At 46.5% G+C, this 26,232-nt stretch carries 23 protein-coding genes; 12 read left to right on the forward strand and 11 right to left on the reverse strand.

The genetic code is table 11. The features are described 5' to 3' along the window. Positions 1-12: 12 nt before the first annotated feature. From VER99_RS14085 to trxA, 5 genes are all read right to left on the reverse strand, one after another. Positions 13-282: a 2Fe-2S iron-sulfur cluster-binding protein gene (locus VER99_RS14085; RefSeq protein WP_020333379.1), complete on the reverse strand. Its 270-nt coding sequence runs from the start codon at positions 280-282 to the stop codon at positions 13-15. Continuing rightward, a complete protein-coding gene (gene ubiD / locus VER99_RS14090; protein WP_020333380.1) occupies positions 279-2,132 on the reverse strand; it encodes a 4-hydroxy-3-polyprenylbenzoate decarboxylase in 1,854 nt (617 codons plus the stop codon). Before ubiD ends, VER99_RS14085 begins: the two co-directional genes overlap by 4 nt. A 95-nt stretch (positions 2,133-2,227) precedes the next feature. Further along, positions 2,228-3,223 carry a hypothetical protein gene (locus VER99_RS14095; RefSeq protein WP_020333381.1) on the reverse strand — a complete coding sequence of 332 codons (996 nt, stop codon included), beginning with the start codon at positions 3,221-3,223 and terminating at the stop codon, positions 2,228-2,230. Between the two features lie 108 nt (positions 3,224-3,331). Further along, positions 3,332-4,591: a transcription termination factor Rho gene (gene rho, locus VER99_RS14100; RefSeq protein ID WP_005378757.1), complete on the reverse strand. Its 1,260-nt coding sequence runs from the start codon at positions 4,589-4,591 to the stop codon at positions 3,332-3,334. Between the two features lie 195 nt (positions 4,592-4,786). Beyond that, complete coding sequence (trxA, locus tag VER99_RS14105; RefSeq protein ID WP_014233348.1) at positions 4,787-5,113, reverse strand: thioredoxin TrxA; 327 nt, start codon at positions 5,111-5,113, stop codon at positions 4,787-4,789. A 111-nt stretch (positions 5,114-5,224) separates the two neighbouring features. Between trxA and rhlB the strand changes: the two genes are divergently transcribed. Continuing rightward, positions 5,225-6,538, forward strand: coding sequence for an ATP-dependent RNA helicase RhlB (gene rhlB / locus VER99_RS14110; RefSeq protein ID WP_020333384.1), 1,314 nt, complete (start codon positions 5,225-5,227; stop codon positions 6,536-6,538). A gap of 18 nt (positions 6,539-6,556) precedes the next feature. Then, on the forward strand, positions 6,557-8,050 hold the full coding sequence (gene gppA, locus VER99_RS14115) for a guanosine-5'-triphosphate,3'-diphosphate diphosphatase (RefSeq protein ID WP_014233350.1): 1,494 nt from the start codon (positions 6,557-6,559) through the stop codon (positions 8,048-8,050). A gap of 193 nt (positions 8,051-8,243) precedes the next feature. Here gppA and VER99_RS14120 read toward each other — a convergent pair whose 3' ends face one another. The 3 genes from VER99_RS14120 to recQ all read right to left on the reverse strand — a co-directional run bounded on the left by VER99_RS14120 (position 8,244) and on the right by recQ (position 11,304). After that, positions 8,244-8,912 carry a 7-cyano-7-deazaguanine/7-aminomethyl-7-deazaguanine transporter gene (locus VER99_RS14120; protein ID WP_014233351.1) on the reverse strand — a complete coding sequence of 223 codons (669 nt, stop codon included), beginning with the start codon at positions 8,910-8,912 and terminating at the stop codon, positions 8,244-8,246. 241 nt (positions 8,913-9,153) lie between these two features. Then, positions 9,154-9,459, reverse strand: a complete 306-nt coding sequence (locus tag VER99_RS14125; protein ID WP_014233352.1) for a DUF3630 family protein — start codon at positions 9,457-9,459, stop codon at positions 9,154-9,156. Positions 9,460-9,468: 9 nt separating this feature from the next. Next, a complete protein-coding gene (gene recQ / locus VER99_RS14130; protein WP_020333387.1) occupies positions 9,469-11,304 on the reverse strand; it encodes an ATP-dependent DNA helicase RecQ in 1,836 nt (611 codons plus the stop codon). A 173-nt stretch (positions 11,305-11,477) separates the two neighbouring features. Here recQ and rarD point away from each other — a divergent pair, with 173 nt between their 5' ends. The 4 genes from rarD (at position 11,478) to ggt (ending at position 15,890) form a co-directional block, all read left to right on the forward strand. Beyond that, positions 11,478-12,392: an EamA family transporter RarD gene (gene rarD, locus VER99_RS14135; RefSeq protein ID WP_020333388.1), complete on the forward strand. Its 915-nt coding sequence runs from the start codon at positions 11,478-11,480 to the stop codon at positions 12,390-12,392. A gap of 73 nt (positions 12,393-12,465) precedes the next feature. After that, positions 12,466-13,263: an AraC family transcriptional regulator gene (locus VER99_RS14140; protein WP_020333389.1), complete on the forward strand. Its 798-nt coding sequence runs from the start codon at positions 12,466-12,468 to the stop codon at positions 13,261-13,263. A 91-nt stretch (positions 13,264-13,354) separates the two neighbouring features. Next, a complete protein-coding gene (locus VER99_RS14145; RefSeq protein WP_020333390.1) occupies positions 13,355-14,014 on the forward strand; it encodes a LysE family translocator in 660 nt (219 codons plus the stop codon). Between the two features lie 109 nt (positions 14,015-14,123). Then, positions 14,124-15,890 (forward strand): gamma-glutamyltransferase, encoded by a 1,767-nt coding sequence (gene ggt / locus VER99_RS14150; RefSeq protein WP_020333391.1) that lies wholly within the window; start codon positions 14,124-14,126, stop codon positions 15,888-15,890. A gap of 680 nt (positions 15,891-16,570) precedes the next feature. Here the strand turns inward: ggt and uvrD are convergent. Continuing rightward, positions 16,571-18,745: a DNA helicase II gene (uvrD, locus tag VER99_RS14155; RefSeq protein WP_020333393.1), complete on the reverse strand. Its 2,175-nt coding sequence runs from the start codon at positions 18,743-18,745 to the stop codon at positions 16,571-16,573. A gap of 280 nt (positions 18,746-19,025) precedes the next feature. On the opposite strand from uvrD, the gene VER99_RS14160 reads away from it, so the two are divergent. From VER99_RS14160 to VER99_RS14175, 4 genes are all read left to right on the forward strand, one after another. Further along, positions 19,026-19,286, forward strand: a complete 261-nt coding sequence (locus VER99_RS14160; RefSeq protein WP_014233360.1) for a BufA1 family periplasmic bufferin-type metallophore — start codon at positions 19,026-19,028, stop codon at positions 19,284-19,286. Between the two features lie 85 nt (positions 19,287-19,371). Further along, on the forward strand, positions 19,372-20,244 hold the full coding sequence (gene bufB / locus VER99_RS14165; RefSeq protein ID WP_020333394.1) for an MNIO family bufferin maturase: 873 nt from the start codon (positions 19,372-19,374) through the stop codon (positions 20,242-20,244). After that, entirely contained in the window at positions 20,241-20,996 is a 756-nt protein-coding gene (locus tag VER99_RS14170; RefSeq protein ID WP_020333395.1) for an HvfC/BufC N-terminal domain-containing protein, read from the forward strand. Before bufB ends, VER99_RS14170 begins: the two co-directional genes overlap by 4 nt. 10 nt (positions 20,997-21,006) lie before the next feature. Next, positions 21,007-21,462, forward strand: a complete 456-nt coding sequence (locus VER99_RS14175) for a DoxX family protein (protein ID WP_020333396.1) — start codon at positions 21,007-21,009, stop codon at positions 21,460-21,462. A gap of 27 nt (positions 21,463-21,489) precedes the next feature. Here VER99_RS14175 and tsrA read toward each other — a convergent pair whose 3' ends face one another. Continuing rightward, positions 21,490-21,774, reverse strand: a complete 285-nt coding sequence (gene tsrA / locus VER99_RS14180) for an H-NS-like global regulator TsrA (RefSeq protein WP_014233364.1) — start codon at positions 21,772-21,774, stop codon at positions 21,490-21,492. Positions 21,775-21,865: 91 nt separating this feature from the next. Further along, complete coding sequence (locus tag VER99_RS14185; RefSeq protein WP_020333397.1) at positions 21,866-23,032, reverse strand: multidrug effflux MFS transporter; 1,167 nt, start codon at positions 23,030-23,032, stop codon at positions 21,866-21,868. A gap of 133 nt (positions 23,033-23,165) precedes the next feature. Between VER99_RS14185 and VER99_RS14190 the strand changes: the two genes are divergently transcribed. After that, positions 23,166-24,107: a LysR family transcriptional regulator gene (locus VER99_RS14190; protein ID WP_020333398.1), complete on the forward strand. Its 942-nt coding sequence runs from the start codon at positions 23,166-23,168 to the stop codon at positions 24,105-24,107. Positions 24,108-24,295: 188 nt separating this feature from the next. Beyond that, the gene (locus tag VER99_RS14195; protein ID WP_020333401.1) at positions 24,296-26,086 is read left to right on the forward strand and encodes an aminopeptidase P family protein; all 1,791 of its coding nucleotides are present in this window, start codon (positions 24,296-24,298) and stop codon (positions 26,084-26,086) included. The last annotated feature ends 146 nt before the right edge of the window (positions 26,087-26,232 follow it).

Genomic DNA, 26,232 nt, shown 5'->3' on the forward strand with positions numbered 1-26,232 from the left:
TGTCCCTCTCGCTTACTCATCAAAAGTAAGCACTAAATTACTTTCTGTATAGGCTTGGCAAGGAAATATCCAACCTTGCTGCTGTTCTTTGTCGGTTAACATGGGTTCCAGATGATAACTCACCTCGCCCGTTACCTTTTTACACATACACATGGCACAAGCGCCAACTCGGCAACGATGTGGGAAGCGAATATTATTGTTGAGCGCAGCTTCCAACACCGTCTCCCCAGCTTCAACCTCAAATGATACGTTTATAGGAAGAAGGAGGACTGTATGACTCATAGAATACCTAACTGGTCCCAAATCTCATCAATTTTAGCGACAAGTTTAGGATCTTTCTTAATTGGGATACCCCACTCGCGCGTTACCTCAGACTCAAACTTATTGGTCGCATCGAGCGCTAGTTTCGAACTGCTAGACGTACTTCCCCGAAGTTGAATCGTATCTCTATCAGGATCCATGCGAGTCGTTACTGCCCAAATAATATCATTCCAATCCCGAGCATTAACGTCGTCATCACATAAAATGATGAACTTAATGTCTGTGTAGTCGGCAAAGTATGCCCACAGACTTTCAAGCAATGCCTGGGATTGACCCGCTTCGTCTTTCTTCATTGTTACCACAGCGAACTGGTTGTTTGCCGTCGGAGGTAGATAGATATCGACAATGTCCGGACGAAGGGCTTTTAGTGAGTCTAAGTCTTCTTGAGTGATCGGTTTGCTCTCTGAAGGATTGACTTGCGTGCGAGTCGCCAACTCCGCTTCCCATTTTATGGTCGCATCGAGTCCCATTTTGGAGCCCAAACCAACAACCGGAGAAGCAAAATCCAGTGAGTCTATCGGCGTGTTATCAATCATTACCGTATCACGCACTGGGTCCATATGGTCAGTCATGGCTTTCACCACGTCATTCCAGTCACGCGCATTTACCGACTCATCACACACAATTACAAACTTGGTGTACATAAACTGGCGTAAGAAAGACCAGACGCCCATCATGACGCGTTTCGCATGTCCCGGATATTGCTTCTTCAACGTCACGACCGCCATACGGTACGAACAACCTTCTGGAGGCAGATAGAAATCTTCTATCTCAGGAAATTGCTTTTGCAGAATAGGCACAAAGACTTCGTTCAGTGCCACGCCCAGAACGGCGGGCTCATCGGGCGGACGACCAGTGTAGGTACTGTGATAAATCGGGTCTTTACGCATGGTGATGTGCGTAATGGTAAAGACATGATGCTTTTCTTTTTCGTTATAGTAGCCCGTGTGATCGCCATACGGACCTTCATCCGCAAACTCAGTCGGGTCGATGTAGCCTTCCATCACAATCTCAGCACTCGCTGGCACTTCCAGCTCGTTACTGATGGATTTGACGACTTCCGTTTTGCTGCCACGCAATAAGCCAGCAAAAGCATATTCTGATAACGTATCAGGTACTGGCGTTACCGCACCGAGAATAGTCGCAGGGTCCGCACCGAATGCCACCGAGACTGGGAATGGTTTCCCTGGATTGGTCTCCATCCAGTCACGAAGGTCTAACGCGCCACCACGGTGGGCAAGCCAACGCATGATGATTTTGTTTTTAGCAATTTTTTGCTGGCGATAGATACCTAGGTTCTGGCGTTTTTTATTCGGCCCTTTGGTAACCGTCAAACCCCACGTTAATAGCGGTGCCACGTCTTCTGCCCAGCAGCTCATTACCGGAATTTTATCCAAATCGACTTCGTCGCCCTGCCACACGATTTCTTGACAAGGCGCTTTACGCAGACGCTTAGCTGGCATATTCAAGACTTGCTTAAATACAGGTAGCTTTTCTAACGCATCTTTGAAGCCTTTTGGCGGCTCAGGCTCTTTGAGATAAGCCAACAGTTTACCGACTTCACGCAGTTCTTTTACGTCTTCACGTCCCATACCAATCGCGACCCTTTCCGGGGTGCCGAACAGGTTGGTTAAAACCGGAACATCGTAACCAATAGGGTTTTCGAATAATAATGCAGGACCACCAGCTCGCAGAGTACGATCGCTGATCTCTGTCATTTCATAAGCGGGATCAACAGGGTGAGTAATGCGCTTGAGTCGACCTTTCTGTTCCAGGTGATCAATATATTCGCGTAAATCCTTAAAACTCATAGGCCTTCATGACTACTGACTGATTAAACTTTTCGCAGTATAACAAATAGGAGGACACTAAGGTCCTCCTATTTTATGTGGGTATAAGGATTGTATTACTGCAACACTTGCTCTATTTGACGGGCTTTAACCTGATAATTCCCCGTCACTAACTCTTTAAGCCAGCTTTGATGGCCCTGTTGCGCTAACTCTCTCGCCACCAATGTCGCTTCTTCAGACAAAGCCATCTTAGTGATTAAAAACTGTTTCACTTCGGGGCTTAATGGATTCGCTTTGGTTAAAAGACCGATAGCATAAGGTTTGAGCGTTGGATTCACCGTGGAGTTCATCAACTGCTGCAATGAAAAAGCATCGCCTGCTTCTGCTAATCTCTCCAGCTCGGCATGGCTGTTGTAGTCCGCTCTCATTCTCCACAACAAATCGTACATCGACTGATCCTGGCTCACTTGCGCTAAACGAGCAATGACGGCGGTGGACGGTAACCAACTGGTCACATCTATTTGAGTTAACTGTACGGTTAACGCATTTAACGCGCCGGGAGACAAGCTATCGAGTTCGCGAATCAATAATGCCTCACGAGCCTGAGTTTGCTGTGAAGTCCCTGCAGTTAACCACTGGCTGAGATCGAGCTCTTTTCGCTCCGCTTGTAGAACAAATTCTAGTGTACTCTGGTCTTGCTTCCAGCGCTTGATCAAGCGGCTTGCAACGGCGGGAAAGTTAAAAGCTGGCACAGTGAATTCGTAACCTTCACCACGCTCGAGTACTTGATAAGTGGGAGTAATACGGCTTTGCGATTCAACAAACAGCGCCATACGCGGCGTAAGAATCACGTCTTGCTGTTCTAGTTTTTCGAGTAAGCGGAAACGCACCACCTCTTGTTGAGGTAACGCCAGTCGATTGAGGGAAAATTTAAGCGAGTCAACCTCATCCCTGACAACATATTCTAGAAGTTCAGAGACCTTGGTTTGTATTTGGGTATCCTGAAGCCACTGTTCTACCACTGACTCCTGCATTTCCTTCGCAGGCGCGGTCATAGGTATGGTCACGAGTGACAAACTCAGGAGTAATGACGACAACATTCCTTGTTGCATGTTAACCTCCCGATAACATTAGTCCTCATTTTGAGGCTTCTATCGGTAGAAAGCAATAAAAAAGCCACCATAATTTATGGTGGCTTTTTCAAAATAAGAACTCAGTTGTTACTGACGGCGCATCGCATCGAAGAATTCATCGTTCGTCTTCGTCATTGCTAGCTTATCGATGAGGAATTCCATTGCGTCGATTTCACCCATTGGATGAACAATCTTACGCAGAATCCACATTTTCTGCAGTTCGTCAGTCTTAGTCAGTAGCTCTTCACGACGAGTACCTGAGCGGTTGAAGTCAATCGCAGGGAAAACACGCTTCTCTGCAATCTTACGGTTCAGGTGCAATTCCATGTTACCTGTACCTTTAAATTCTTCGTAGATAACTTCATCCATCTTAGAACCAGTATCAACTAGCGCTGTTGCGATGATTGTTAAGCTACCGCCTTCTTCTACATTACGTGCAGCACCGAAGAAACGCTTAGGACGGTGCAGTGCGTTCGCATCCACACCACCTGTTAGTACTTTACCTGATGAAGGTACAACCGTGTTGTATGCACGAGCCAGACGAGTAATCGAGTCAAGTAGGATAACCACATCTTTCTTGTGTTCTACCAAGCGCTTCGCTTTCTCGATAACCATTTCCGCTACTTGAACGTGACGAGATGCTGGCTCATCAAATGTTGAAGCAACCACTTCACCTTTAACCAGACGCTGCATCTCTGTTACTTCTTCCGGACGTTCGTCGATAAGAAGTACCATGAGTTCACACTCAGGGTGGTTGTAAGCGATGCTTTGAGCAATGTTTTGCAGAAGCATTGTCTTACCCGCTTTTGGCGGAGCAACAATCAAACCACGTTGGCCTTTACCGATTGGCGATGCCAAATCTAGAACACGTGCAGTGATATCTTCTGTCGAACCGTTACCGCGCTCCATTACCATGCGCTCATTCGCATGCAGAGGCGTTAAGTTTTCAAATAGGATCTTGTTACGAGCGTTGTCTGGCTTGTCATCGTTAACCGTGTTGACTTTCAGAAGTGCAAAGTAACGTTCGCCGTCTTTTGGTGGGCGAATTTTACCAGCAATTGAGTCACCTGTACGTAGGTTAAAACGACGAATCTGACTTGGCGATACATAAATATCGTCCGGACCAGCAAGGTATGAACTATCGGCACTGCGTAGGAAACCAAAGCCGTCTTGCAGAATTTCCAGAACCCCATCGCCAAAGATGTCTTCGCCGCCTTTAGCATGCGCTTTTAAAATCGCGAAGATGATGTCTTGTTTTCTTAAGCGCGCTAGGTTCTCTAATCCTAAGCTTTCGCCCAGTTTTACAAGGTCAGACACAGGTCTGTTCTTCAGTTCGGTAAGGTTCATGGTAGTGGATTCTTGTTTAGTCAAAATAAGATCTGTTTTCTAGTTAAGATGGATTTGGTCACAGGATCGACCAAGAAGAGAAATTTGTTCAATTAACGCGCGATAAGTTAGCACTAATTAATATTCTAGTCCAGAGTTAGAAAAACAAAACCGTGCATTGATGGTTGCACGGTTTTATCTGTAATCACTTGGTGATTATATGTTTGCGTCCAAAAACTCTTTAAGTTGAGTTTTAGACAGAGCACCAACTTTCGTTGCCGCTACGTTGCCGTCTTTGAATAGCAGTAGCGTTGGAATGCCACGAATACCAAACTTAGGTGGTGTGCCTGCGTTATGGTCGATGTTTAGTTTACCGATAGTGAGTTTGCCTTCGTACTCTTCAGCGACTTCGTCCAGGATAGGAGCGATCATCTTACAAGGACCACACCATTCTGCCCAAAAATCTACTAATACAGGGCCTGCAGCGTTGATTACATCGTTTTCAAAACCGTCATCAGTTAGCTGCAAAATCTTATCACTCATCTTCCACTCCAATGTGTTTTTCGAAACTGGTTGGATGATAACCAGTAATTTGATGCCCTATTGGAATGTATTTACTTTCGTAATGCAAGCTTTAGCTGATATTCTATAGCCATGAAAAAGACGCATATCACAGAGCAAAAGTTCGCCGATTTGGGGTTAGAGCCCCAAGTTATTGATGGATTGGATAAAAAAGGGTTTGAGTTTTGTACCCCTATCCAAGCCTTGGCGTTGCCGGTACTGCTCACCGGCCAAGACATCGCAGGCCAGGCCCAAACGGGCACTGGTAAAACACTCGCGTTTCTCACTGCAACCTTCAACCACCTAATGACGACACCGGAGCACGAAGGTCGCAAACCAACACAACCACGTGCCATCATCATGGCGCCTACGCGTGAGTTAGCGATTCAGATCTACAATGATGCTGAAACTCTGATTGCAAGCACGGGCCTAAAAGCAGCACTGGCTTACGGTGGTGAAAGCTACGACAAGCAACTGGCTAAGCTAGAAGACGGCGTCGATATCCTGATCGGTACCACTGGTCGTATTATCGACTTCTATAAACAGCGTGTATTTAATCTAAACTACATTCAAGCGGTAGTGTTAGATGAAGCCGACCGCATGTTCGATCTTGGTTTTATTAAAGACATCCGTTTCTTGTTCCGTCGTATGCCAGAGCCAAAAGAACGTCTGAACATGCTGTTCTCAGCAACGCTGTCTTACCGCGTACAAGAACTCGCGTTTGAACACATGCATAACCCAGAACATGTTGTGGTAGAACCAGAGCAAAAAACTGGTCACCGCATCCAGGAAGAACTTTTCTACCCTTCAAACGAAGACAAAATGGCGCTTCTTCAAACACTTATAGAAGAAGAATGGCCAGATCGTGCGATTATATTTGCTAACACCAAGCACAAATGTGAATCAGTTTGGGGCCACCTGGCGGCAGACGGCCATCGTGTTGGTCTATTAACTGGTGATGTACCGCAGAAGAAACGTGAAAAGATTCTTGAGCAGTTCACTAAAGGTGATGTTGATATCCTAGTGGCGACGGATGTAGCGGCTCGTGGCCTGCATATTCCTCAAGTAACACACGTATTCAACTACGATCTGCCAGACGATTGTGAAGACTACGTACACCGTATCGGTCGTACCGGTCGTGCAGGTGCGAGTGGTAACTCTATCAGCTTTGCTTGTGAAGAGTACGCGATCAACCTACCTGCGATTGAAGAATACATTGAACACACTATCCCTGTATCGGAATATGATGCATCAGCTCTAATTCAAGATCTGCCAGCTCCAATCCGTATGCGTGCACCACGAACGCAACAACGCCGTACGAATACAGGTGGTACTCGCTCTGGTAACCGTAAGCAACAAGGACGTCGTCCTCGTCAGCCACGTCAATCAGCGCCAAAACAATCATAAAGGAATGTTAAGTCGTATATGAGTCAAGCAGGATCATCACCGCTATACGCCGCCATCGACCTCGGGTCGAACAGTTTTCACATGCTCGTTGTGCGTCACATCGATGGCAGCGTTCAAACAATGGCTAAAATTAAGCGCAAAGTTCGTCTAGCGGCGGGCTTAGATGAACATAATTCTCTTAGTATGGAAGCTATGCAGCGAGGATGGGACTGCTTAAGTCTATTTGCGGAACGCTTGCAAGATATTCCTAAACAGAACATTCGTATCGTCGGTACTGCGACATTACGTACTGCGACGAATGTGGATGAGTTTCTCGAGAAAGCACGTCAAATTCTTGGTCATCCGATCGAAGTTATCTCCGGTGAAGAAGAAGCGGCGACTATTTATAAAGGCGTCGCTCATACTTCTGGTGGCAGTGGCCGCCGTCTTGTGGTCGATATTGGCGGTGCCAGCACTGAACTTATCATCGGAGAGGGTTTTGAAGCCAAAGCACTCACCAGTTTAAAAATGGGCTGCGTGACCTGGTTGGAGAACTTCTTCAAAGACCGTCAACTGAATGCTCGTAACTTCGATGCCGCCATAGAAGGTGCAAAACAGACTATCAAGCCGATTTTAGAGCAGTATATCGACTTGGGTTGGGATGTTTGTGTCGGGGCTTCAGGTACCGTTCAGGCGCTACAAGAGATAATGCTGGCGCAGGGAATGGACGAAGTAATTACTCACTCCAAACTTAAACGCCTGCAAAAGCAAGCCATGTTAGCCGATCATTTAGAAGAGCTCGACATAGAAGGCCTGACGCTCGAGCGTGCACTGGTCTTCCCAAGCGGTCTGTCCATTCTGATTGCTGTGTTTGAGTTACTTGAGATAGACGCGATGACACTGGCTGGCGGCGCTCTGCGTGAAGGTCTGGTGTACGAAATGGTCGAAGAATTGCGCCAAAAAGACATTCGCTCACGCACTATCTGCAGTGTTCAAAGTCGTTATCAATTGGATTGCGAGTACGGTGAACAAGTAGCAACCCTTGCAAGTAAGCTATTGCAGCAAGCCGGTGGTGATGCGTGGATTGCGGAGCCTCAGGGTGAAGTTCTACTGGAAACCACAGCCAAGTTACATGAAATTGGCTTAACCATCGACTTTAAAAAAGGTGGTGAACACAGCGCTTACTTGCTGCAAAACTTGGATTTACCGGGGTTCACACGCGCACAAAAATTCTTTATTGGTGAGATAGCCCGCCGTTACCGTGAGCAGCTCACTTCATTACCAGAGCAACATGCACTATCTGGTAACAGTGCAAAACGCCTATTGCGCTTATTGCGACTTGCAGTCTTGCTAACTCATCGACGTAATCAAAGCTTAGAGCCTCAAGTGGAACTTTCTGCCGAAGGTGACAACCTGACATTAAGCATTGATGCTAAGTGGTTAGAAGCCAACCCGCTAACCGCCGCAGAGTTGGAAATTGAATCAAACCGCCAGACCGATATTGGCTGGCCATTGACAATTTCAGCGCTCTAACAATGAATTAGTGATAGGTAAAAGGCTCCATTGGGAGCCTTTTTTATTGCCTTAATGATGGTTCTGTACAGCTCAAAGAGCTTTTGGACACCCATGATCTAAATGCTTCCTATGCTGTACATCCCCCTACAAAACACAAAAAAGCCGCTGTTAAAAACAAGCGGCTTTTTGGTATTCGCGGAACGCTTCCTGACTAAGCAGTCGTCGTCACTTTGAAGTCCGGATTCACTGCGGTCAGCTTTTTGATCAGATAATTCAGCAATACACCGTACATAGGAACAAACAAGCCAAGGCTGATCACCAGCTTAAAGCCATAGTCCACCAGCGCAATTTCAGTCCAGTGTTCCGCCATAAATGGATCTGGACTTTGGTAAAATGCGATAGCAAAGAACGCGATGGTATCAAGCGCATTACCAAACAGCGTTGAACAGGTTGGTGCCACCCACCATTGTTTCATCTGGCGCAGGCGATTGAATACATGCACATCCAGAATTTGACCCAATAGGTACGCCATAAAACTCGCCACCGCGATACGCGCCACGAACAGGTTAAATTCTCCTAGGTGTCCAAACCCTTGGAACTGACCTTCAAAGAACACCACTGATAAAAGGTAAGACACGGCCAGCGCTGGTAACATGACTAAGAAAATGATCTTACGCGCTAATCCTGCGCCAAAGATACGTACCGTCAAATCCGTTGCCAAAAAGATAAACGGAAAGGTAAATGCGCCCCATGTGGTATGGAGACCAAAAATCGTAAAGGGTAGCTGAACCAGGTAATTGCTGGATGCAATAATGATCAGGTGAAATAAAACCAGATAAATAAGGGCGTTGCGCTGCTGCGCAGGGGTAAAGTTACTCATGCGATACCTTTTTAGTTTGGTTTGGGGGCGAGGGAACCCAAATCGAGCGCTTTTAAAATAAAAACGACTCTTACCAACAATGTAAAATGAAAAAATAAACTGACTTGGCTCCTAAGAGCTAAGCGGTGGGCGATTATACATTAACCAATTTTGCTCGCAAGCAGTGCTTTTTACGCAAACGTTTATACCCAAAAAAGGGTGTTTCATGTGAAACACCCTTAACAAGATCATACTGCTTTGTTCAAAATCCGCGTTGAAATAATCCCGCAAGATAATCGAGCTCTTCCCTGCTCTCTTCTACTGCTAGAGCTTCAAACCATATCGCTTCACTGTAGTGTTCTGCCTTCATAAACAGACGGCAACCTTCAAAATCGATAAGCCACGAATGAATATCGGCATCCCACTGCTTCTCGACAACCGAGGCCGACAGCAAGCCTACCAAACGCTCACCCAGCACCGGAAACGTATCCAAATCGAAGCTTGGCGCAGTAATAAGTAAACGACCTTCTTCGGCAATGTATTCAGCAAGGCCAAATTCCTTGTGCATGTAATATCCTTAACCGTGATGGGTAATATGTTCTTGAATAAGATCTAAGAATGGATCGGCGTATTTCTCAAGTTTACGTTGACCCACCCCGCTGACTGCAAGCATTTCGCCATAAGAGGTTGGCAGAATCTCCGCCATATCAATCAGTGTCGCATCACTGAAGACCACATAAGGTGGTAAGCCATCTTCATCCGCAATCGACTTACGCAGTTTACGCAGTTTGGCAAACAGCTTCTTATCGTAGTTTTTACTGGTCAGTTTATCCGACTTAGCCGCTCGTGCTGCGGTATCCAGACGTGGTACCGCGAGCTCCAGTGCCACATCGCCACGCAGTAATGGACGCGCTTCTTCCGTAAGCTGCAATGTTGAGTTGCGGGTAATGTTCTGGAACAACAAACCTTTGTGGATTAACTGGCGGAAGATACTTACCCAATAATCATGGCTGTGGTCACGGCCGATTCCATAAGTGGATATCTTATCGTGGCCATTTTCACGCACGCGGATATTTTGCATACCGCGCAGTACTTCCACGACATAACCCATGCCAAAGCTTTGGTTCACACGATAGACACAAGACAGCGCTTTGCGTGCCTCTTCGGTTGCATCGAAGTGTTTCGGTGGATCGAGGCAGATATCGCAGTTACCACATGGTTTCTCACGATATTCGCCAAAATAGTTGAGCAGAACCTGACGGCGACAAGTCTGAGCTTCAGCAAACGCACTCATCGCATTCAGCTTATGGCTTTCTACCTGCTTCTGCGGACCATCGTCTTTTTCATCCAGCATGCGTCTCAGCCAGCTGATGTCGGCTGGGTCAAAAAGCATCATCGCTTCTGCTGGTAAGCCATCTCTCCCTGCTCGGCCCGTTTCCTGATAGTAGGACTCGATATTGCGCGGAATATCAAAATGCACCACGAAGCGCACGTTAGGTTTATTGATGCCCATACCAAAAGCGACGGTCGCTACTACGATCTGGATATCGTCACGCTGAAACGCTTCCTGAACATAAGCGCGTTCATCGGTATCCATGCCAGCATGATAACCTGCTGCGCGAATATGGTTGTTACACAGTTTCTCTGTCACCATTTCCACTTTCTTGCGGCTACCACAATAAATAATGCCGCAGTTCCCTTTCTGGGTTTCCAAATAGCGGATGATCTGAGAAACAGGCTTGTGTTTTTCCACCAGATTATAGCGAATGTTTGGGCGGTCAAAGCTGCCGAGATAAACCTGCGGGTCATTCAGTCTTAAACGCTCTAAGATATCCCGACGGGTGGCATCATCAGCGGTCGCCGTTAACGCCATAAATGGAACATGAGAAAAGTGCTGTTTAAGCTGGCCCAGTAACGCGTATTCAGGACGGAAATCATGTCCCCACTGCGAGATACAGTGCGCCTCGTCAACCGCAATCATCGCCAGAGGCAGACTTTCAAGGCGTTCAATAAAATCACGCATCAAGACCCGCTCTGGAGAAACATAAATCAGCTTCAGCTGCCCGTTGTGCATACGGTTATATACACTCAGCAGTTCTTCTCTGTTCATGGTCGAGTTCACGCATTCCGCCGCGACACCATTGGCTTTTAGCTGGTCCACCTGATCTTTCATCAAAGAAATCAGCGGAGAGATAACCAAGGTGATCCCGTTTCGTACCAGCGCGGGAATTTGATAGCAGAGAGATTTACCACCGCCGGTAGGCATGATCACCAAGCTGTCTTGTCCATCAATAGCAGCATCGATAACTTCTTGCTGACCATCGCGGAATTTTTGATAACCGAAGACGTCCTCCAACACACGTTGAGGCGTTACAGGCGAGTCTGAAGGTTCGGCTAACAAGGTCGAGGTCATGAATTGTCTCAGATTGGGTGATCATAGGAATGCTTTTGTATGCCACCAGCATACAAAATGAGGGCACATTGTAATGGGGTTTCATGGTGAATAAAACCGCAAATTACTAGGTGTTTGCCAACACCACTCGTATACTGCTCGTCCGCTCTATAAACACAATTAGGTGACACGTCATGATACAAGAAGAACAGCAACGTGCACGGCAAGGCGTCCTGCTTGCAATTGGCGCTTACACGATGTGGGGTATCGCCCCAATATACTTTAAATCAATTACTGATGTATCAGCTTTAGAAATCCTCAGCCATCGCGTGATTTGGTCTTTCTTTTTGCTTGCTGCACTCCTCCACTTTGGCCGTCATTGGCGCTCGGTTAGCGATATCATCAGAAACAAAACCAAGATGCTGTATCTGGTTTCTACCGCGATTTTAGTCGGGGCTAACTGGCTGATTTTCATTTGGGCGGTCAACGCAAACCACATGCTTGATGCCAGTTTAGGTTATTACATTAACCCTCTGCTAAACGTGCTGCTTGGAATGATATTCCTCGGAGAAAGGCTGCGTAAACTGCAGTGGTTCGCTGTCGTACTTGCGGCCTGCGGTGTCTTGGTACAACTCGTTGTATTTGGTTCGGTACCTATTGTTGCTATGGCATTAGCAACGAGCTTCGGTATTTATGGCTTACTGCGCAAAAAAGTCAGCGTTGAAGCGCAAACCGGATTATTCATCGAAACGCTCGTCATGCTTCCTGCAGCCGCGATTTATTTGTTCTTTATCGCAAGCTCACCGACTTCGAGCATGGCAGACAACGCATGGCAGTTAAATACATTGCTGATAGCCGCTGGCGTGGTGACGACACTGCCACTACTCTGCTTTACGGGCGCAGCGACTCGATTGAAACTCTCTACACTGGGCTTCTTCCAGTATATTGGGCCAAGTCTGATGTTCTTGCTCGCGGTCTTGATTTACGGTGAAGCCTTCACCATGGATAAAGCGATTACATTCGCCTTTATCTGGGGAGCATTAGTAGTGTTTAGCTTTGATGGACTGCGCAGCAGTCGCCGTTCCCGCAGGGCAATTCAAGCTCAGTGATCGTTTTTTACAAGACAAGTCACCAATTCATAGATAAGCTTGGTCATTATATGACCAAGCTTTTTTGTATGTAATGGAACAGATTCAATACTACGCAACCGACCATGACCAACTAAGTCTGATTGAGGCGAAATACCAGAAATTTGCTTTTCAAAAGCACTATCACCTGGATTTTCACCTAGGTCTGATCACGCATGGCGAGCAGAAGTTCCATTATCAGGGCAGTCACCACCAAGTCGGGCACGGACAAATCGTGATTATGCCGCCCGATGAGCTGCACGATGGTCAATCGAGACTTGCTGACGGTTATGAAGTGAATGTCTTTTCGATCGAACCGCACCTATTTAGTGATCTGGCCGATCTTAAACAAAACGGTCAAATAATCAGCTTTAATGAGCTGATCATCTCCGATCCACAGATATTTTCACAACTTAGTAACTTACACTGCCATCTTCGACGCAATAATCTCAGTCGGTTAACCAAAGATTGTCTTCCATTTGAGGGATTTAACCTGCTTTTTGATCGCTATGGATCACTTGCCAGAAAAAGGGTCATCCCCCTCGGAAAACAGTCGCTCAACACCTTGAAAGATTACTTAATGGCAAATCTCGATCAGTCCGTTCGTTTGGAGTCGTTATCTGAACTCTGCCAACTAAGTCCTACCCAGTTTCAACGCCACTTTAAAGCCCAGACAGGGATGACGCCCTATGCCTGGTTTGCACGGCTTCGTCTCGAACAAGGAATGAAGCTGCTTCAGTCAGGACAATGCGGAACCGAAGTCGCACATCAAATTGGCTTTTACGATCAGGCCCATTTCAGTAAAGCCTTTAAGCAGACTTACGGCGTTTCTCCCTCGCAAGTAACACGCTAGTCCCTTTCAGCCATTTACTGTCAGTTTTTTACAAGCGCGTCATGCCAGTGTCGGAGAGAATAAACCTCTTCATTATGTTTTGAGATGTCTTATGAATGAATCAACCATCCTGCTGACTCTGGCCAGCATTCACTTTATTGCTTTAATGAGTCCCGGCCCCGATTTCGCGTTAGTCGTACAAAACGCCACTCGTCATGGACGCCAGACTGGTTTATACATCGCGCTTGGATTGTCCTTCGGTATTTTGCTGCACTCTTTTTTCAGCCTGACTGGTGTGAGCTACCTAGTACATCAACACCCAACGCTTTACTCCGTTCTACAATTAATCGGTGGCAGTTATTTACTTTATTTAGGTATTGGCGCACTGCGAGCCGTGATCGCGATGATCCAAAATCCACAATCAGATCAGTCAAATCAAGCCAACAATCTGGTGATCAGTAATAAACGTCAGGCATTCACTAAGGGCTTTGCGACCAACATTCTGAATCCAAAAGCCTTAGTATTTTTCGTCAGCTTAATGTCGAGTTTGGTTCCTGCTGGCATGTCTGTTACTGGAAAAGGTATCGCTTTAGTGATTCTATTTGGTTTATCACTTCTTTGGTTTTCCAGCCTGGCCTGGATGCTCTCTACACAAAGATTGCAGCGACGATTACAACAAGCCGGTATTTACATCGATGGTTTATGCGGTGTGGTGTTCACGCTAGTCGGTGGCAGCATCTTACTGCAAACCATCCGTACCTTTTCGGTATAACTGGCTGATTTAAAAGCGTCGCACAACCGACATTTCTAAGACCGCTTACTCGACGATCCTCTCCATGACTGCCAAGCTGGATATTCAACTGGTAACATGGAGAGTCATCATGCAATGGACGTTTAATCGGCTCGTCACTACGGGTCTTTTCCTTACTTCCACCTTAACTCTGACGAGCCAAGTCCTCGCCAATCAAGCCACTGACGCGATAGCACCTGAGCAAAGTACTGGCGTCGAGCAAAAGCAGCTGAAAAAAGCCAAAAACTACATGGTGACGGCCGCAAACCCGATTGCGACTCAAGCAGGTGCCGACGTAATTAAACAAGGTGGTAATGCGATAGATGCGATGGTGGCCGTTCAATTGATGCTTGGTTTAGTGGAGCCTCAATCTTCAGGTATCGGAGGCGGTGCATTCTTGGTGTATTGGGATAACGATAAGCAAAAGCTCACCACTTTTGATGGCCGAGAAACCGCACCACTGGCTGCTACCCCACAATTGTTTCTGGACGACAACGGCCAGCCACTGCAATTTTACGATGCGGTTGTCGGCGGCCGCTCTGTCGGCACACCTGGTACCGTTAAGTTGTTGTGGGATACGCATCAAAAGCACGGCAAGTTAGAATGGAAAAAGATTATTCAACCCATTATCAAGGTTGCTGAACAAGGATTTAGCATCAGTCCCCGACTTGCAAGCCTGATAGAAGGCGACGCTGAACGTCTATCACGATTCCCTGCGACCAAAGCTTATTTCTTTAATCCAGATGGTTCACCTAAATCGGCGGGAACAACCCTTAAAAACCCTCAATACGCGCAAACTTTAACTGCGATTGCAGAGAAAGGCGCTGTGGCCTTTTACCAGGGTGATATCGCCCAGGACATCATCGATACGGTCCAAAATGCGCCAGGTAATCCGGGAGTACTCGCACAGTCAGACTTTAATACCTACCAAATAAAGCAACGCGAACCGGTATGTGTGGCTTATCAAAGCTATGATGTCTGCGGTATGGGGCCACCAAGCTCCGGCGCATTAACGGTAGGACAAATTCTGGCCATCAGTGAGCATTACGATCTCAAAGGCTGGGGCGCAGAAAGTGCCAAATCTTGGCAAGTGATTGCGGATGCCTCTCGCCTCGCCTTCGCGGATCGTGGCAAATACATGGCAGATCAGGACTATGTACCCATGCCAACCGCAGGTCTGCTGGATGCCGACTACCTCAAAGAGCGAGCTAGCTTGATAGAAGTTGGTAAAGCACTGCCAGAAGCCTCTGCCGGAAACCCTCCATGGTCTCATGCAATGAATCTCAGCATGGATGAATCGATAGAGCTTCCGTCCACCAGCCATTTCAATATCGTCGACAAACAGGGCAATGTGGTATCCATGACCACAACGATTGAAAACGCTTTTGGCTCACGGTTAATGGTTCGTGGCTTTTTACTCAACAACGAATTGACCGACTTCTCTTTCCGAACTCATCAAGATGGAACTCCGATAGCTAACCGCTTAGAGCCAGGTAAACGTCCGCGTTCCTCTATGGCTCCAACGATCATGCTCAAAGACAATAAACCTTATATGGCCATCGGTTCGCCGGGAGGCAGCCGCATTATTGGTTACGTCGCTCAAACCATTATTGCTCATACTCAATGGGATATGGATATCCAGCATGCTATCAATCAACCAAGGCTATTAAACCGCTTTGGCACATTGGATATAGAGCAAGGTACTGCGGCCACCCGCTTACAACCAGAGTTAGAAAAGATTGGCTTTACTACAGAAATTCGAGATCTGAATTCTGGTTTACACGCCATTCGAATCACCTCAGATGGCCTAGAAGGTGCAGCCGATCCACGCCGAGAAGGAATCGCGATCGGCAACTAGGCGTCTTTGGCCCACCCCTTTGTGCGAGATCTCGCACAAAGGGTTAGGTAAAACACGCTTTTTTAGTAGAAAAAGCACCCTACAAAATGCATAAGACATTGAATAATAAGAAAAGTGCTATTTTAAGCTGCATTAAAACCATAAAAATGTGAATTTCCACCATTGCCGAGAGGCATGAAAAACGTAATATTAAACCTGTCGGAAGGATGCTGACACGGAACAGGAATTACCAAGGATTTGGTAGACTTCAGGATGAAGAAACGGTTATTCAGGATGAATAGTCGGGCATGGAATGCAAAACTGGACATTGAACGGAATCAATAGTGACTAGGATGGTTGCTACTAAGGACGGGAAATGGACACCTCTGGACGAGGCAAGGATTGAACATCAGGATGATGTCAGGGACACCGCTCAGGGAACAAGTGATGAGAGCTAACGAGGATTGTTAGCAGACCAGGATAAGGTCAAGGACACCGCTAGGAAGGCGACGAAAGGAATAAGCTGAAGGAATCAGCACACTATCATGGATTTGATGCATGGAGCACTTTTAGTAGCTGGATTGCTGCGAGTAAGACTATAACCCCGACGGGCGCAAGCCCTCGGGGTTTTTCTTTTTAAAAGCGCCAGAAATAACAAGAGCCACCGAAGCAGCTCTTATATTCACTTTTTCTTGTAGGCCTTACAGCTTCTCAAGTCTTGCGTAAGCAGTCACTAACCATTTAATCCCTTCACCATTAAAGGCAATTTGCACGCGGCTTTGCGGGCCACTACCTTCAAAGTTAATAATGGTCCCTTCGCCAAACTTAGGGTGCATCACGCGTGAGCCTAACGCAAAACCCGTCTCGTTAAAGTTCTCTTTTACCGTGGTTTGGCTAAAGCGACCACTACTTGCCGGGCGGCTGACTTGCGCTTTCATGCGTACTTCATCCAGACAACCTTCCGGCAGTTCGCGAATAAAACGTGATGGTTTGTGATACTTATCCTGACCATACAAACGACGCATTTCTGCATAAGTGATGTAGAGTTTTTGCATCGCACGCGTCATACCGACATAACAAAGGCGACGTTCTTCTTCTAAACGCCCGGCCTCTTCGGCAGACATCTGGCTTGGAAACATGCCTTCTTCGACACCCACCATGAACACTAATGGGAACTCCAGACCTTTCGCACTGTGCAGAGTCATCAATTGAACCGCATCTTCGAACTCGTCTGCCTGGCCTTCACCCGCTTCCAGAGCCGCATGAGTCAGGAATGCGGTAAGCAGTGACATTTCTTCTGCTTCTTCAGGTTTCTCAAACTGACGCGTTGCGGTGACCAGTTCTTCCAAGTTCTCAATACGCGCTTTGGACTTCTCGCCCTTCTCTTTCTCGTACATTGCAAATAAGCCGGAATACTTGATCACATGGTCAGTTTGCTCGTGCAGAGGCTTCTCTAGCGTATCGTCTTCCAGTGCGGTAACGAGTTCGATAAAACGGCTTAATGCGCCTGCAGCACGACCAGCAAGTACCTGCTCATCCAACATCGCGATACTGGCTTCCCACATAGTGCAACCACGATCACGAGCCGCACGGCGAATCGTCTCAAGTGTTTTATCACCTAAACCACGCGTTGGTGTATTCACCACACGCTCAAACGCCGCATCATCATTACGGTTGGCAATCAGACGAAGGTAGCTCAGGGCGTCTTTGATTTCCTGACGTTCGAAGAATCGCATACCACCATAAATACGGTATGGAAGACCCGCTTGAATCAACGCTTCTTCCAGTACACGAGACTGGGCGTTATTACGGTAGAGCATTGCGGCATCATTAAGGACACCGCCCTTGTCTTGCCACTCTTTAATTTTGGTAACGGCAAAACGGGCTTCGTCCAACTCGTTGTAAGCACTGTAGACCGAGATTGGCTCACCAACGACACCATCGGTCCAAAGCTCTTTACCCATACGCTCAGTATTATTCGAAATTAGCGTGTTCGATGCTTCCAGAATCGTTTTGGTCGAGCGGTAGTTTTGCTCCAGACGAATGGTGCTAACACTTGGGAACTCAAGAGTAAATTTCTCAATGTTCTCCACTTTCGCACCACGCCAGCCATAAATGGACTGGTCATCATCACCCACAATCATCACATGACACTCAGGCCCTGCCATCATACGCAGCCAAGCGTATTGGATGTTGTTGGTATCCTGAAATTCGTCGACCAGAATATGTTTAAAGCGCGCTTGGTAATGTTCGCGGACAAACTTGTTATCGCGCAGTAGCTCATGAGCGCGAAGCAAAATTTCCGCAAAGTCGACCAGACCAGCGCGATCGCACGCTTCCTGATAAGCGGTATATAACTGTAAGTAAGTTTTGGTGACCGGATCGTGGTACGCATCGATGTGCGCCGGGCGAAGACCTTCATCTTTTTTACCGTTAATCCACCAAGCAACCTGACGTGCAGGCCACTGCTTTTCATCCAGATTTTGTGCTTTGATCAGGCGTTTAAGTAGTCGCTGTTGATCGTCGCTATCGATGATTTGAAAATCTTCCGGTAGCTTGGCATCAAGATAGTGCGCGCGAAGAATACGATGACAAATACCATGGAAAGTACCATTCCACATGCCAGATGCGCTGCCCATCATTAACTCTTCAATACGGCCACGCATTTCCGCTGCCGCTTTGTTAGTAAAAGTTACTGACATAATTGAAAACGGAGAAGCTTGTTCTACAGACATCAGCCAGGCGATTCGGTGAACAAGAACACGAGTCTTACCACTCCCTGCACCAGCAAGGACGAGCAAGTTTTCTAGAGGTGCTGCAACGGCTTCACGCTGTTTATCGTTCAAACCGTCGAGTAATAGAGATGGATCCATCATGATGAGCTACTGGTTATTTATACATAAAAACCGATTATAACCTAAACAGCTGGGCGCTGTTTAGACAAAACTTGAGAAAAAACTCGCTGTTTTTTTACTCACCTCTTCAGTCGCTTATATCAAAAGAGCAACCAAAATAGAGACTAATGGCAAATTTCACTGAAAGTTTTTACCTCTCCTTCCTATCTCATAAATTAAGCAAGTGGACAAATACTGAACAACATGGTGTCGCTTCTTCTTGCGAAATGGAAGTAAAGTAAACTACTCAGAGGAAATTATTATGAAAAATTCGAATCTTGCTATTACCGCTGCCGTAACGGGTCTAATCGCACTAGGCGGCACAATGCTGACTGCAACATCTGCCGTCGCAGCTGAACAAGAAAAGTGTTATGGCGTAGCCAAGGCAGGTAAGAACGACTGTGCAACCAAAAACAGCTCTTGTGCCGGCACCTCTAAACAAGACAGCCAAAAAGATGCCTTCGTGGTTGTGCCAAAAGGTTTATGTGACAAATTGGCGGGCGGTAGCACTTCTTCATCTTAATTGTCCCCATGATGCTCGTCAGGGTGTGTGAAGGCTCTATCCACACGCCCTTTTTCTCCAGAACTCGTTGGAAAAGGAGTTTCACGTGAAACATCAAGCTTTGCAAAACCTCGTTGGGGTTGGGTTACGCATGCCTCACCTAGATTATTTCAGTCGCAACCCGTCGGACTTGTCGTGGCTAGAGGTTCACAGCGAGAACTATTTTCAACCCAACTCGGCCGAAAGAATTCAGCTACAGGCGCTTCGTAACCATTATCAAATTAGCTGCCATGGTGTTGGCTTGTCACTGGGTTCGGTAGCACGAGTCAGTCAGGAGCATCTCGCCCAGCTTAAAAGCCTTATCGATGTGATTGATCCGATGTTTGTTTCTGACCACTTAAGCTGGAGTGAGCATGGAGGTCACTATTTTAACGACCTGCTACCCTTGCCATATACCGAAGAAGCTCTGAACGTGTTCACGCGAAACGTACAAGAAGTACAGGACTATCTGCAGCGTGAAATCTTAATCGAGAACCCATCAAGTTATGTGAAATTTCAGCATTCCACCATTAGTGAGTGGGAGTTTTTAGCTGAAGTTCAGAAACGTACAGACTGCCGATTATTACTCGATCTAAACAATGTCTACGTTTCGGCATTCAATCATGGTTTTGATTGCGACACTTATTTAGCAGGAATCCCTGCTGACAAAGTCGATGAAATTCACCTCGCCGGGTTTACTATCAAAAAATTGGAAAAAGGTGAGATTTGGATTGATACCCATAGCCGTCCTGTCAGCGAAGAAGTATGGCAACTCTATCGCCGTTGGGTCAAACAGCATGGTCCTCGACAGACTTTAATTGAGTGGGATCTTGATATTCCCGCACCTGAAGTGTTGCTAGCAGAAGCCGATAAAGCCAAACGTGTTCTTTCAGAATACCAAACCTTTTCCGCTTTAGAATCTGCGAGGAAGGCATCATGAACCTTGCTACCTTACAAAGCCAGTTCGCCAAAGCACTTCACTATCAAACATCGGGAGAAGACTGCGGTATCACCGCTGATCAATTCAGCGCAGATGAACGCATACAGATTTATCGCAACAACTTCATCATTAGCTTAAGTGAAGTTTTGTCGGCAACTTACCCTATGGTTGAAGCATTAGTGGGTGAAGCGTGTTTTACACAAATAGCTAGGCAACATGTGCTGAGCCATCCATTGACCGAAGGTCACGTTACTCACTATGGCAAAGGCTTTCATAAAACCATTAAGAAGTTTGACCAAGTCATGTCGCATGCGCCCTATTGCGCCGAAGTCGCCCGATTTGAATGGTGTCTCGATGTGACAAGACAAACTCACTGCAACGCAAGAACGACAGAGAATCTGATTCCCCTGGCCGACCTTGCTCATGTAAATGAATCACAACAGCCCAATTTAGTCTTCCACTTGAGAGCTGGCTGCTCAGGCTTTGATTCCAATTATGCCGTGTTTGATTTGTTCCATGCGATTCAAAGCCAACAACTTGAACAACTCAATATCAATCAACCTCAGCAAGGAGTGATTGCGTATCAACGCGACCAAGTCGTCTGTTATAAGCTGACGCCTCAGGCATTTCGCGTGTTGTGTGCTCTAGAAAACAAACTCTCGTTGAGTGAAATGCCAAAAGTAATGCTAGACGAACTTAACCACATTACCGCTCTTGGCCTGATTGACGGCTTTACCATAAAAGAGATGTAAGGAGTCCACGATGACAGAAAATGTAAAAAACTTAGTTGGACGATATGATCAGTGGATTCATACCCTACAAGCTGCGTTTGTACCTTTGCTGCTGCTTTTCTGCCGTTTATGGGTCGCTTGGGTGTTTCTGAATTCAGGCTTAGTCAAAATCACCTCCTGGGATAGCACACTTTACTTATTCGAGCTGGAATATCAGGTGCCGTTATTACCTTGGGAGTTAGCTGCTTATCTAGGGACGGCAGCTGAGTTAACGCTGCCACTGTTCGTCGCTCTGGGGTTTATGACTCGCCCAATGGCTGCGATTTTATTTCTCTTTAATATTGTCGCCGTAGTGTCCTATCCGTTACTTTGGGAAAAAGGATTCTACGATCACCAGCTTTGGGGGCTGATGATTCTAATGCTCATCGTATGGGGCGCAGGTCCGCTTTCTCTGGATCAAGCTTTGAAAAATAAACTGATGAAATAAAAAAATCCCCGCAGTAGCGGGGATTTTTTATTGTTTGTTTAGGTAAGCTAACAACTCATCAGCAGAGATACCCTTCTGAGCGATATCTTTCGCTAATAGCTCTACTTGCTCGCCTTTACGTGACTCAATCACTTGCTGGAATTGGTACACAATATCACGCAGGATTGGCAGTGGTACTTGTTTTGCCGCACTACGAATGCGCTCGGAGCTTTGATTGCCCAGCTCATTAAGCAACTTACCAAACATCACCTTTTCTGGTGATTCTTCCATTTGCTCTAAAATACGAGCCATTTCATACGTAGTTAACGACATTACTTTTTGAATTCCATTATGGTGTCAGGAAAAGTGTGAACGACAAATATACACTCGATCCTCATATTGGAAAATACTAAATTACACAGTTTTACGCTTTCGCGAAGCTTGAATGCCAATTCTTACCTACTTTGGTAAACAATATGACAAGTGCAGGTAGCATAATCCACATTTGAAGTGCAATTAGTGTTTGCGGATCTAATGATAAACGCTGCAACGTACCAACCAATAAACCAGAGCCACTCATTTGGAACAATCCAAGTAACGCTGCCGCCGTACCCGCTTTATCACCAAACGGTTCTAGCGCCTTACCCGCCGCTCCGCCAAGAATGAGAGCGAAACCGATCGAAGACATAAAGATTGGCAGCATAAAAGAGAACGCGGTGTTCTGACCATTCATCAGCATCATAACCACACCTGCCAGACCTAAGGTCGAAATACCCACAACCAGCGTGTTATGCGTACCAAAACGATCCATAAACTTAGGTGCGAGCATACACGCAGCGATGTTGATTACTGCGTTCACGCCAAACCAGAACGTAAACTCATTCATCGATAGACCCATTCCTGTCATCAGTACCGACGGCGCAGAAGTCACATAGGCAAGGATTACGGCCATTGCCATCAAACACAGCGATGCGTGGAAAATGAAAGACGGCGTACTGAGCACAGCCCAGTAACGACTGAGTTTGAATACCGCTTGTTTTTCTGTCGCAGGGTTGGTTTCCTTCATCATAAAGAACATCAACACACCAGAAACCACCGCGAAACCAGCCATAAAACTGAAATTCGCACGCCAGTCAAATTGCTGCGTCAACCAGCTACCCAGGATAGGAGCCAAAGCCGGGATAAAGCAGATAGCACCATTAAGGTAGCTAATCATCTTGCCACTTTTTTCAGGGCCAAAGATATCGCGAACTGTTGCAAAGGCTGCCACTGATGTCGCACATGCGCCTAAGCCTTGTAGCAGTCGGGACATCAACATCCACTCAATATTTTGAGCACTCCACGCCAATAAAGCACTCATTGCGTAAATGGTGATACCACCCAATGCAACAGTTCGACGTCCGAGTTTGTCTGCTAGCGGGCCGGCAAAAAGCTGACCGACACCCATAGCAAACAAAAACCAAGTGATCGTGTCTTGTGCTAGCGCATTATCTACCTGAAACGTGGAAGCGATAAGAGGTAAAGCAGGAAGATAAATATCTATCGCAAGCGGGCTAAAAAGTACCAAAAGGGTCAATAACGCCATCTGCATTTTACTGTTAGAACTATGGCTAGACACACTACACTCCAAATTGAACAAGAACTATTTGTGAAGCTTAATCATCTGATGATATGAATGGAAATGATGTATACTCATGACCATTATTCCTTTAAGGAAAATCATAATGAATATAGAGAAGTTGGCACGTATTGATCTGAATCTGCTGGTTTGTTTTAAAGTTCTGATGGAAGAGCTCAACGTGACCCGAGCCGCGCATCGACTTTGCCTTAGCCAATCAGCGGTGAGTAAATCACTCGCCAAACTGCGCACTCAGTTTGACGACCCTTTGTTTACTCGTAATTCACATGGACTGACACCCACGCCTCGTTCTCTATTCCTAAAACCGAAACTCGATCTGTTGATTAACCAGCTGGAAGTACTAACGCAGCCTGAAGAGTTTTCTCCACAAAGCAGTGAGTACCGCTTTCAAATCGCTGCGGTGGAAAGCGTCTACCCTTTAATATTGCCTCATTTTTTACCCGCAATCTTTCAGCAGGCACCCGGCGTGACCATCAGCACCCATCCGTGGTCGGATAACACGTTTAAAATGCTACAACGCGGCGAGTTGGATTTGGGTTTAACTGGGAAAGACATCGACATTAACGATGCCAAACTTACCCTACTGCCGCCGGATGATATTTGCGAGCAGGAAATCTATCGCGATCATCAAATGTGTATTATCCGTAAGAACCATCCAGCACTCAACCAAAAATGGAACCTTGAGTCTTACCTATCTCTGCGACATGTTCAGGTGCGTTGCGACGGTAATGATCGCTGGTTATTGGATTATCGCCTTGCCGATATTGGCGCAGAACGGGACATCGCGGTCACAGTTCCAGATTTCAATAGTGCCGCAAGTTTGTGTTCTTATACCGATTTTATCTTCACAGCACCAAGTCACTTTGTTCAGTTGGCAGCTAAGCAACTCGACTTAGCCGTTCTGCCATTGCCACTCGAATTTCCGCCAATGGCATATACTTTGTTCTGGCATAGAGACAGAGAAAACGACCCGGCACTGAACTGGTTACGCACGATGATCACGCAAAAAACCGATCACCTTAGATAAAAACTCGGACTCAATTTGCGCTTAACGGTTAAAATGAGTAGCTTAACAGTCGATAGTCCTTTTTGGCTCATCTAGGCCTGTTGTACCCAGGATTAAACTTAAGAATGTTTAATTCGATACTGCACTAAGCAGAAGGAAACAGCTCCCAAATTGAGCATGAAGGAGCCGTAATTGAAGGAATAACACAGATGCATAACGATACACAAAGCCGCGTGAACGCGATTCGCGAATGGCTTGCTCAACACAATATTGATGCCCTACTCATCCCACACGAAGACGAGTATTTGGGTGAATACGTTCCGGCTCATAACGAACGCCTACATTGGCTAACCGGATTTACTGGTTCAGCCGGAGCAGCCGTCATTACGAAAGATAAAGCAGCTATGTTTGTTGATGGCCGCTATACCGTTCAAGTCACCAAACAAGTGCCTGCAGAACTATTTGAATACCGCCACCTGATTGAAGAGCCAGCGCTTGATTGGATCAAAGACAATCTTGCAGCGGGAGCATCAGTAGCGATTGACCCACGTATGCATAGCTCCGCATGGCTAGATACGGCGCAGGCGAAACTGGCCGGTAAGTTTGAGCTTAACATGCTAACCAGTAATCCGATTGATGAATTGTGGCATGATCGCCCAGCTCCAGTGGTGTCTGATGTTCGCCTGATGCCAACGGAAGCGGTTGGTCAATCTAGCGAAAGTAAACGTCAGGAGATCGCTCAGCTAATTAAAAATGCTGGCGCTGACAGTGCAGTCATCACCGCACTTGATTCTATTTGCTGGCTATTGAACGTTCGTGGCTTGGATGTATCTCGCCTACCCGTACTTCTGTCCCATGCTATTCTTCATGCGGATTCCACCGTGGAATACTTCCTTGACCCAGCTAGACTGCCAAATGAATTTGAAGCACACGTAGGTTCTGGTGTCACCGTTCATCATCCTGAAGCACTTCAGTCTCGTCTTGAAGCGATGACTGGCAAAAAGGTATTAGTCGATCCAGCAATCAGCAATGCATGGTTTAAGCTGGTTCTACAGAATTCCGGCGCATCGGTTATCGCGGCGGCAGATCCATGTCTAATGCCGAAAGCAGCGAAGAACGCGGTTGAAATTGCGGGTATGAAAGCGTGTCACGTACGCGACGGCGTTGCGATGAGTAAGTTCCTATGTTGGTTAGATGCAGAAGTAGCGGCTGGTAATCTTCATGATGAAGCAACACTCGCAGACACATTAGAAGCATTCCGTAAAGAAGACCCAACATTGATGGACCTAAGCTTCGATACGATCTCAGCAGCCGGTGGTAACGCCGCAATGTGTCACTACAACCACGAGAACCAACCAGTTCCAGGTAAGCTAGAAATGAATACGCTTTATCTGGTTGACTCTGGAGGTCAGTACTTAGATGGTACAACCGACATCACGCGTACCATTGCGATTGGCCAACCATCAGCGGAAATGATCAAGCAATTCACTCTGGCGTTAAAAGGACATATTGGTGTTGCTCGTGCGCGTTTCCCGAAAGGTACTTGTGGCTACCAGATCGATACATTGGCTCGCCAACACCTTTGGGCAGAAGGTTACGATTACGACCACGGTACTGGCCATGGTGTCGGTCACTTCCTTAGTGTACATGAAGGTCCTGCAAGCATTTCTAAAAGACAAATCAATGTACCGCTAACAGAAGGTATGGTGCTATCCAATGAGCCAGGTTATTACCGTACTGACGCATTCGGTATCCGTATCGAAAACTTAGAGCTCGTAGTGGAAACACAAACTAACGGTGACTTCCCTGTTCTGTCATTTGAGTCACTGACTCGTTGCCCAATAGACAAACGTAACATCAACGTGGATATGCTGACTCGTCCAGAACTGGCTTGGTTAAATGATTACCACCAAAAAGTCTGGGAGCAAATCAGCCCTCTTGTCGAAGGCGATGTAAAAGACTGGCTACGCGAAGCCACTCTGCCTTTGGCACATTCGTAATAAATACGCTCAAACTTATCTAAGATGCAAAATCAAAAGGCTCTCCAAATGGAGAGCCTTTTTTAAAGGTCGTCAGATAAAGTTCAATACTTCGTTTTATTATCATCTAGCCACTCACGATGTTTCACGTGAAACACTTACCATCT

Source organism: Vibrio natriegens NBRC 15636 = ATCC 14048 = DSM 759, from assembly GCF_035621455.1.
Classification (GTDB): domain Bacteria; phylum Pseudomonadota; class Gammaproteobacteria; order Enterobacterales; family Vibrionaceae; genus Vibrio; species Vibrio natriegens.

Coding starts and splice junctions, on each gene's coding strand:
- VER99_RS14085 (WP_020333379.1), bottom strand. CDS start 282: ATGAGTCATACAGTCCTCCTTCTTCCTATAAACGTATCATTTGAGGTT.
- ubiD (WP_020333380.1), bottom strand. CDS start 2,132: ATGAGTTTTAAGGATTTACGCGAATATATTGATCACCTGGAACAGAAA.
- VER99_RS14095 (WP_020333381.1), bottom strand. CDS start 3,223: ATGCAACAAGGAATGTTGTCGTCATTACTCCTGAGTTTGTCACTCGTG.
- rho (WP_005378757.1), bottom strand. CDS start 4,591: ATGAACCTTACCGAACTGAAGAACAGACCTGTGTCTGACCTTGTAAAA.
- trxA (WP_014233348.1), bottom strand. CDS start 5,113: ATGAGTGATAAGATTTTGCAGCTAACTGATGACGGTTTTGAAAACGAT.
- rhlB (WP_020333384.1), top strand. CDS start 5,225: ATGAAAAAGACGCATATCACAGAGCAAAAGTTCGCCGATTTGGGGTTA.
- gppA (WP_014233350.1), top strand. CDS start 6,557: ATGAGTCAAGCAGGATCATCACCGCTATACGCCGCCATCGACCTCGGG.
- VER99_RS14120 (WP_014233351.1), bottom strand. CDS start 8,912: ATGAGTAACTTTACCCCTGCGCAGCAGCGCAACGCCCTTATTTATCTG.
- VER99_RS14125 (WP_014233352.1), bottom strand. CDS start 9,459: ATGCACAAGGAATTTGGCCTTGCTGAATACATTGCCGAAGAAGGTCGT.
- recQ (WP_020333387.1), bottom strand. CDS start 11,304: ATGACCTCGACCTTGTTAGCCGAACCTTCAGACTCGCCTGTAACGCCT.
- rarD (WP_020333388.1), top strand. CDS start 11,478: ATGATACAAGAAGAACAGCAACGTGCACGGCAAGGCGTCCTGCTTGCA.
- VER99_RS14140 (WP_020333389.1), top strand. CDS start 12,466: ATGGAACAGATTCAATACTACGCAACCGACCATGACCAACTAAGTCTG.
- VER99_RS14145 (WP_020333390.1), top strand. CDS start 13,355: ATGAATGAATCAACCATCCTGCTGACTCTGGCCAGCATTCACTTTATT.
- ggt (WP_020333391.1), top strand. CDS start 14,124: ATGCAATGGACGTTTAATCGGCTCGTCACTACGGGTCTTTTCCTTACT.
- uvrD (WP_020333393.1), bottom strand. CDS start 18,745: ATGATGGATCCATCTCTATTACTCGACGGTTTGAACGATAAACAGCGT.
- VER99_RS14160 (WP_014233360.1), top strand. CDS start 19,026: ATGAAAAATTCGAATCTTGCTATTACCGCTGCCGTAACGGGTCTAATC.
- VER99_RS14170 (WP_020333395.1), top strand. CDS start 20,241: ATGAACCTTGCTACCTTACAAAGCCAGTTCGCCAAAGCACTTCACTAT.
- VER99_RS14175 (WP_020333396.1), top strand. CDS start 21,007: ATGACAGAAAATGTAAAAAACTTAGTTGGACGATATGATCAGTGGATT.
- tsrA (WP_014233364.1), bottom strand. CDS start 21,774: ATGTCGTTAACTACGTATGAAATGGCTCGTATTTTAGAGCAAATGGAA.
- VER99_RS14185 (WP_020333397.1), bottom strand. CDS start 23,032: ATGCAGATGGCGTTATTGACCCTTTTGGTACTTTTTAGCCCGCTTGCG.
- VER99_RS14190 (WP_020333398.1), top strand. CDS start 23,166: ATGAATATAGAGAAGTTGGCACGTATTGATCTGAATCTGCTGGTTTGT.
- VER99_RS14195 (WP_020333401.1), top strand. CDS start 24,296: ATGCATAACGATACACAAAGCCGCGTGAACGCGATTCGCGAATGGCTT.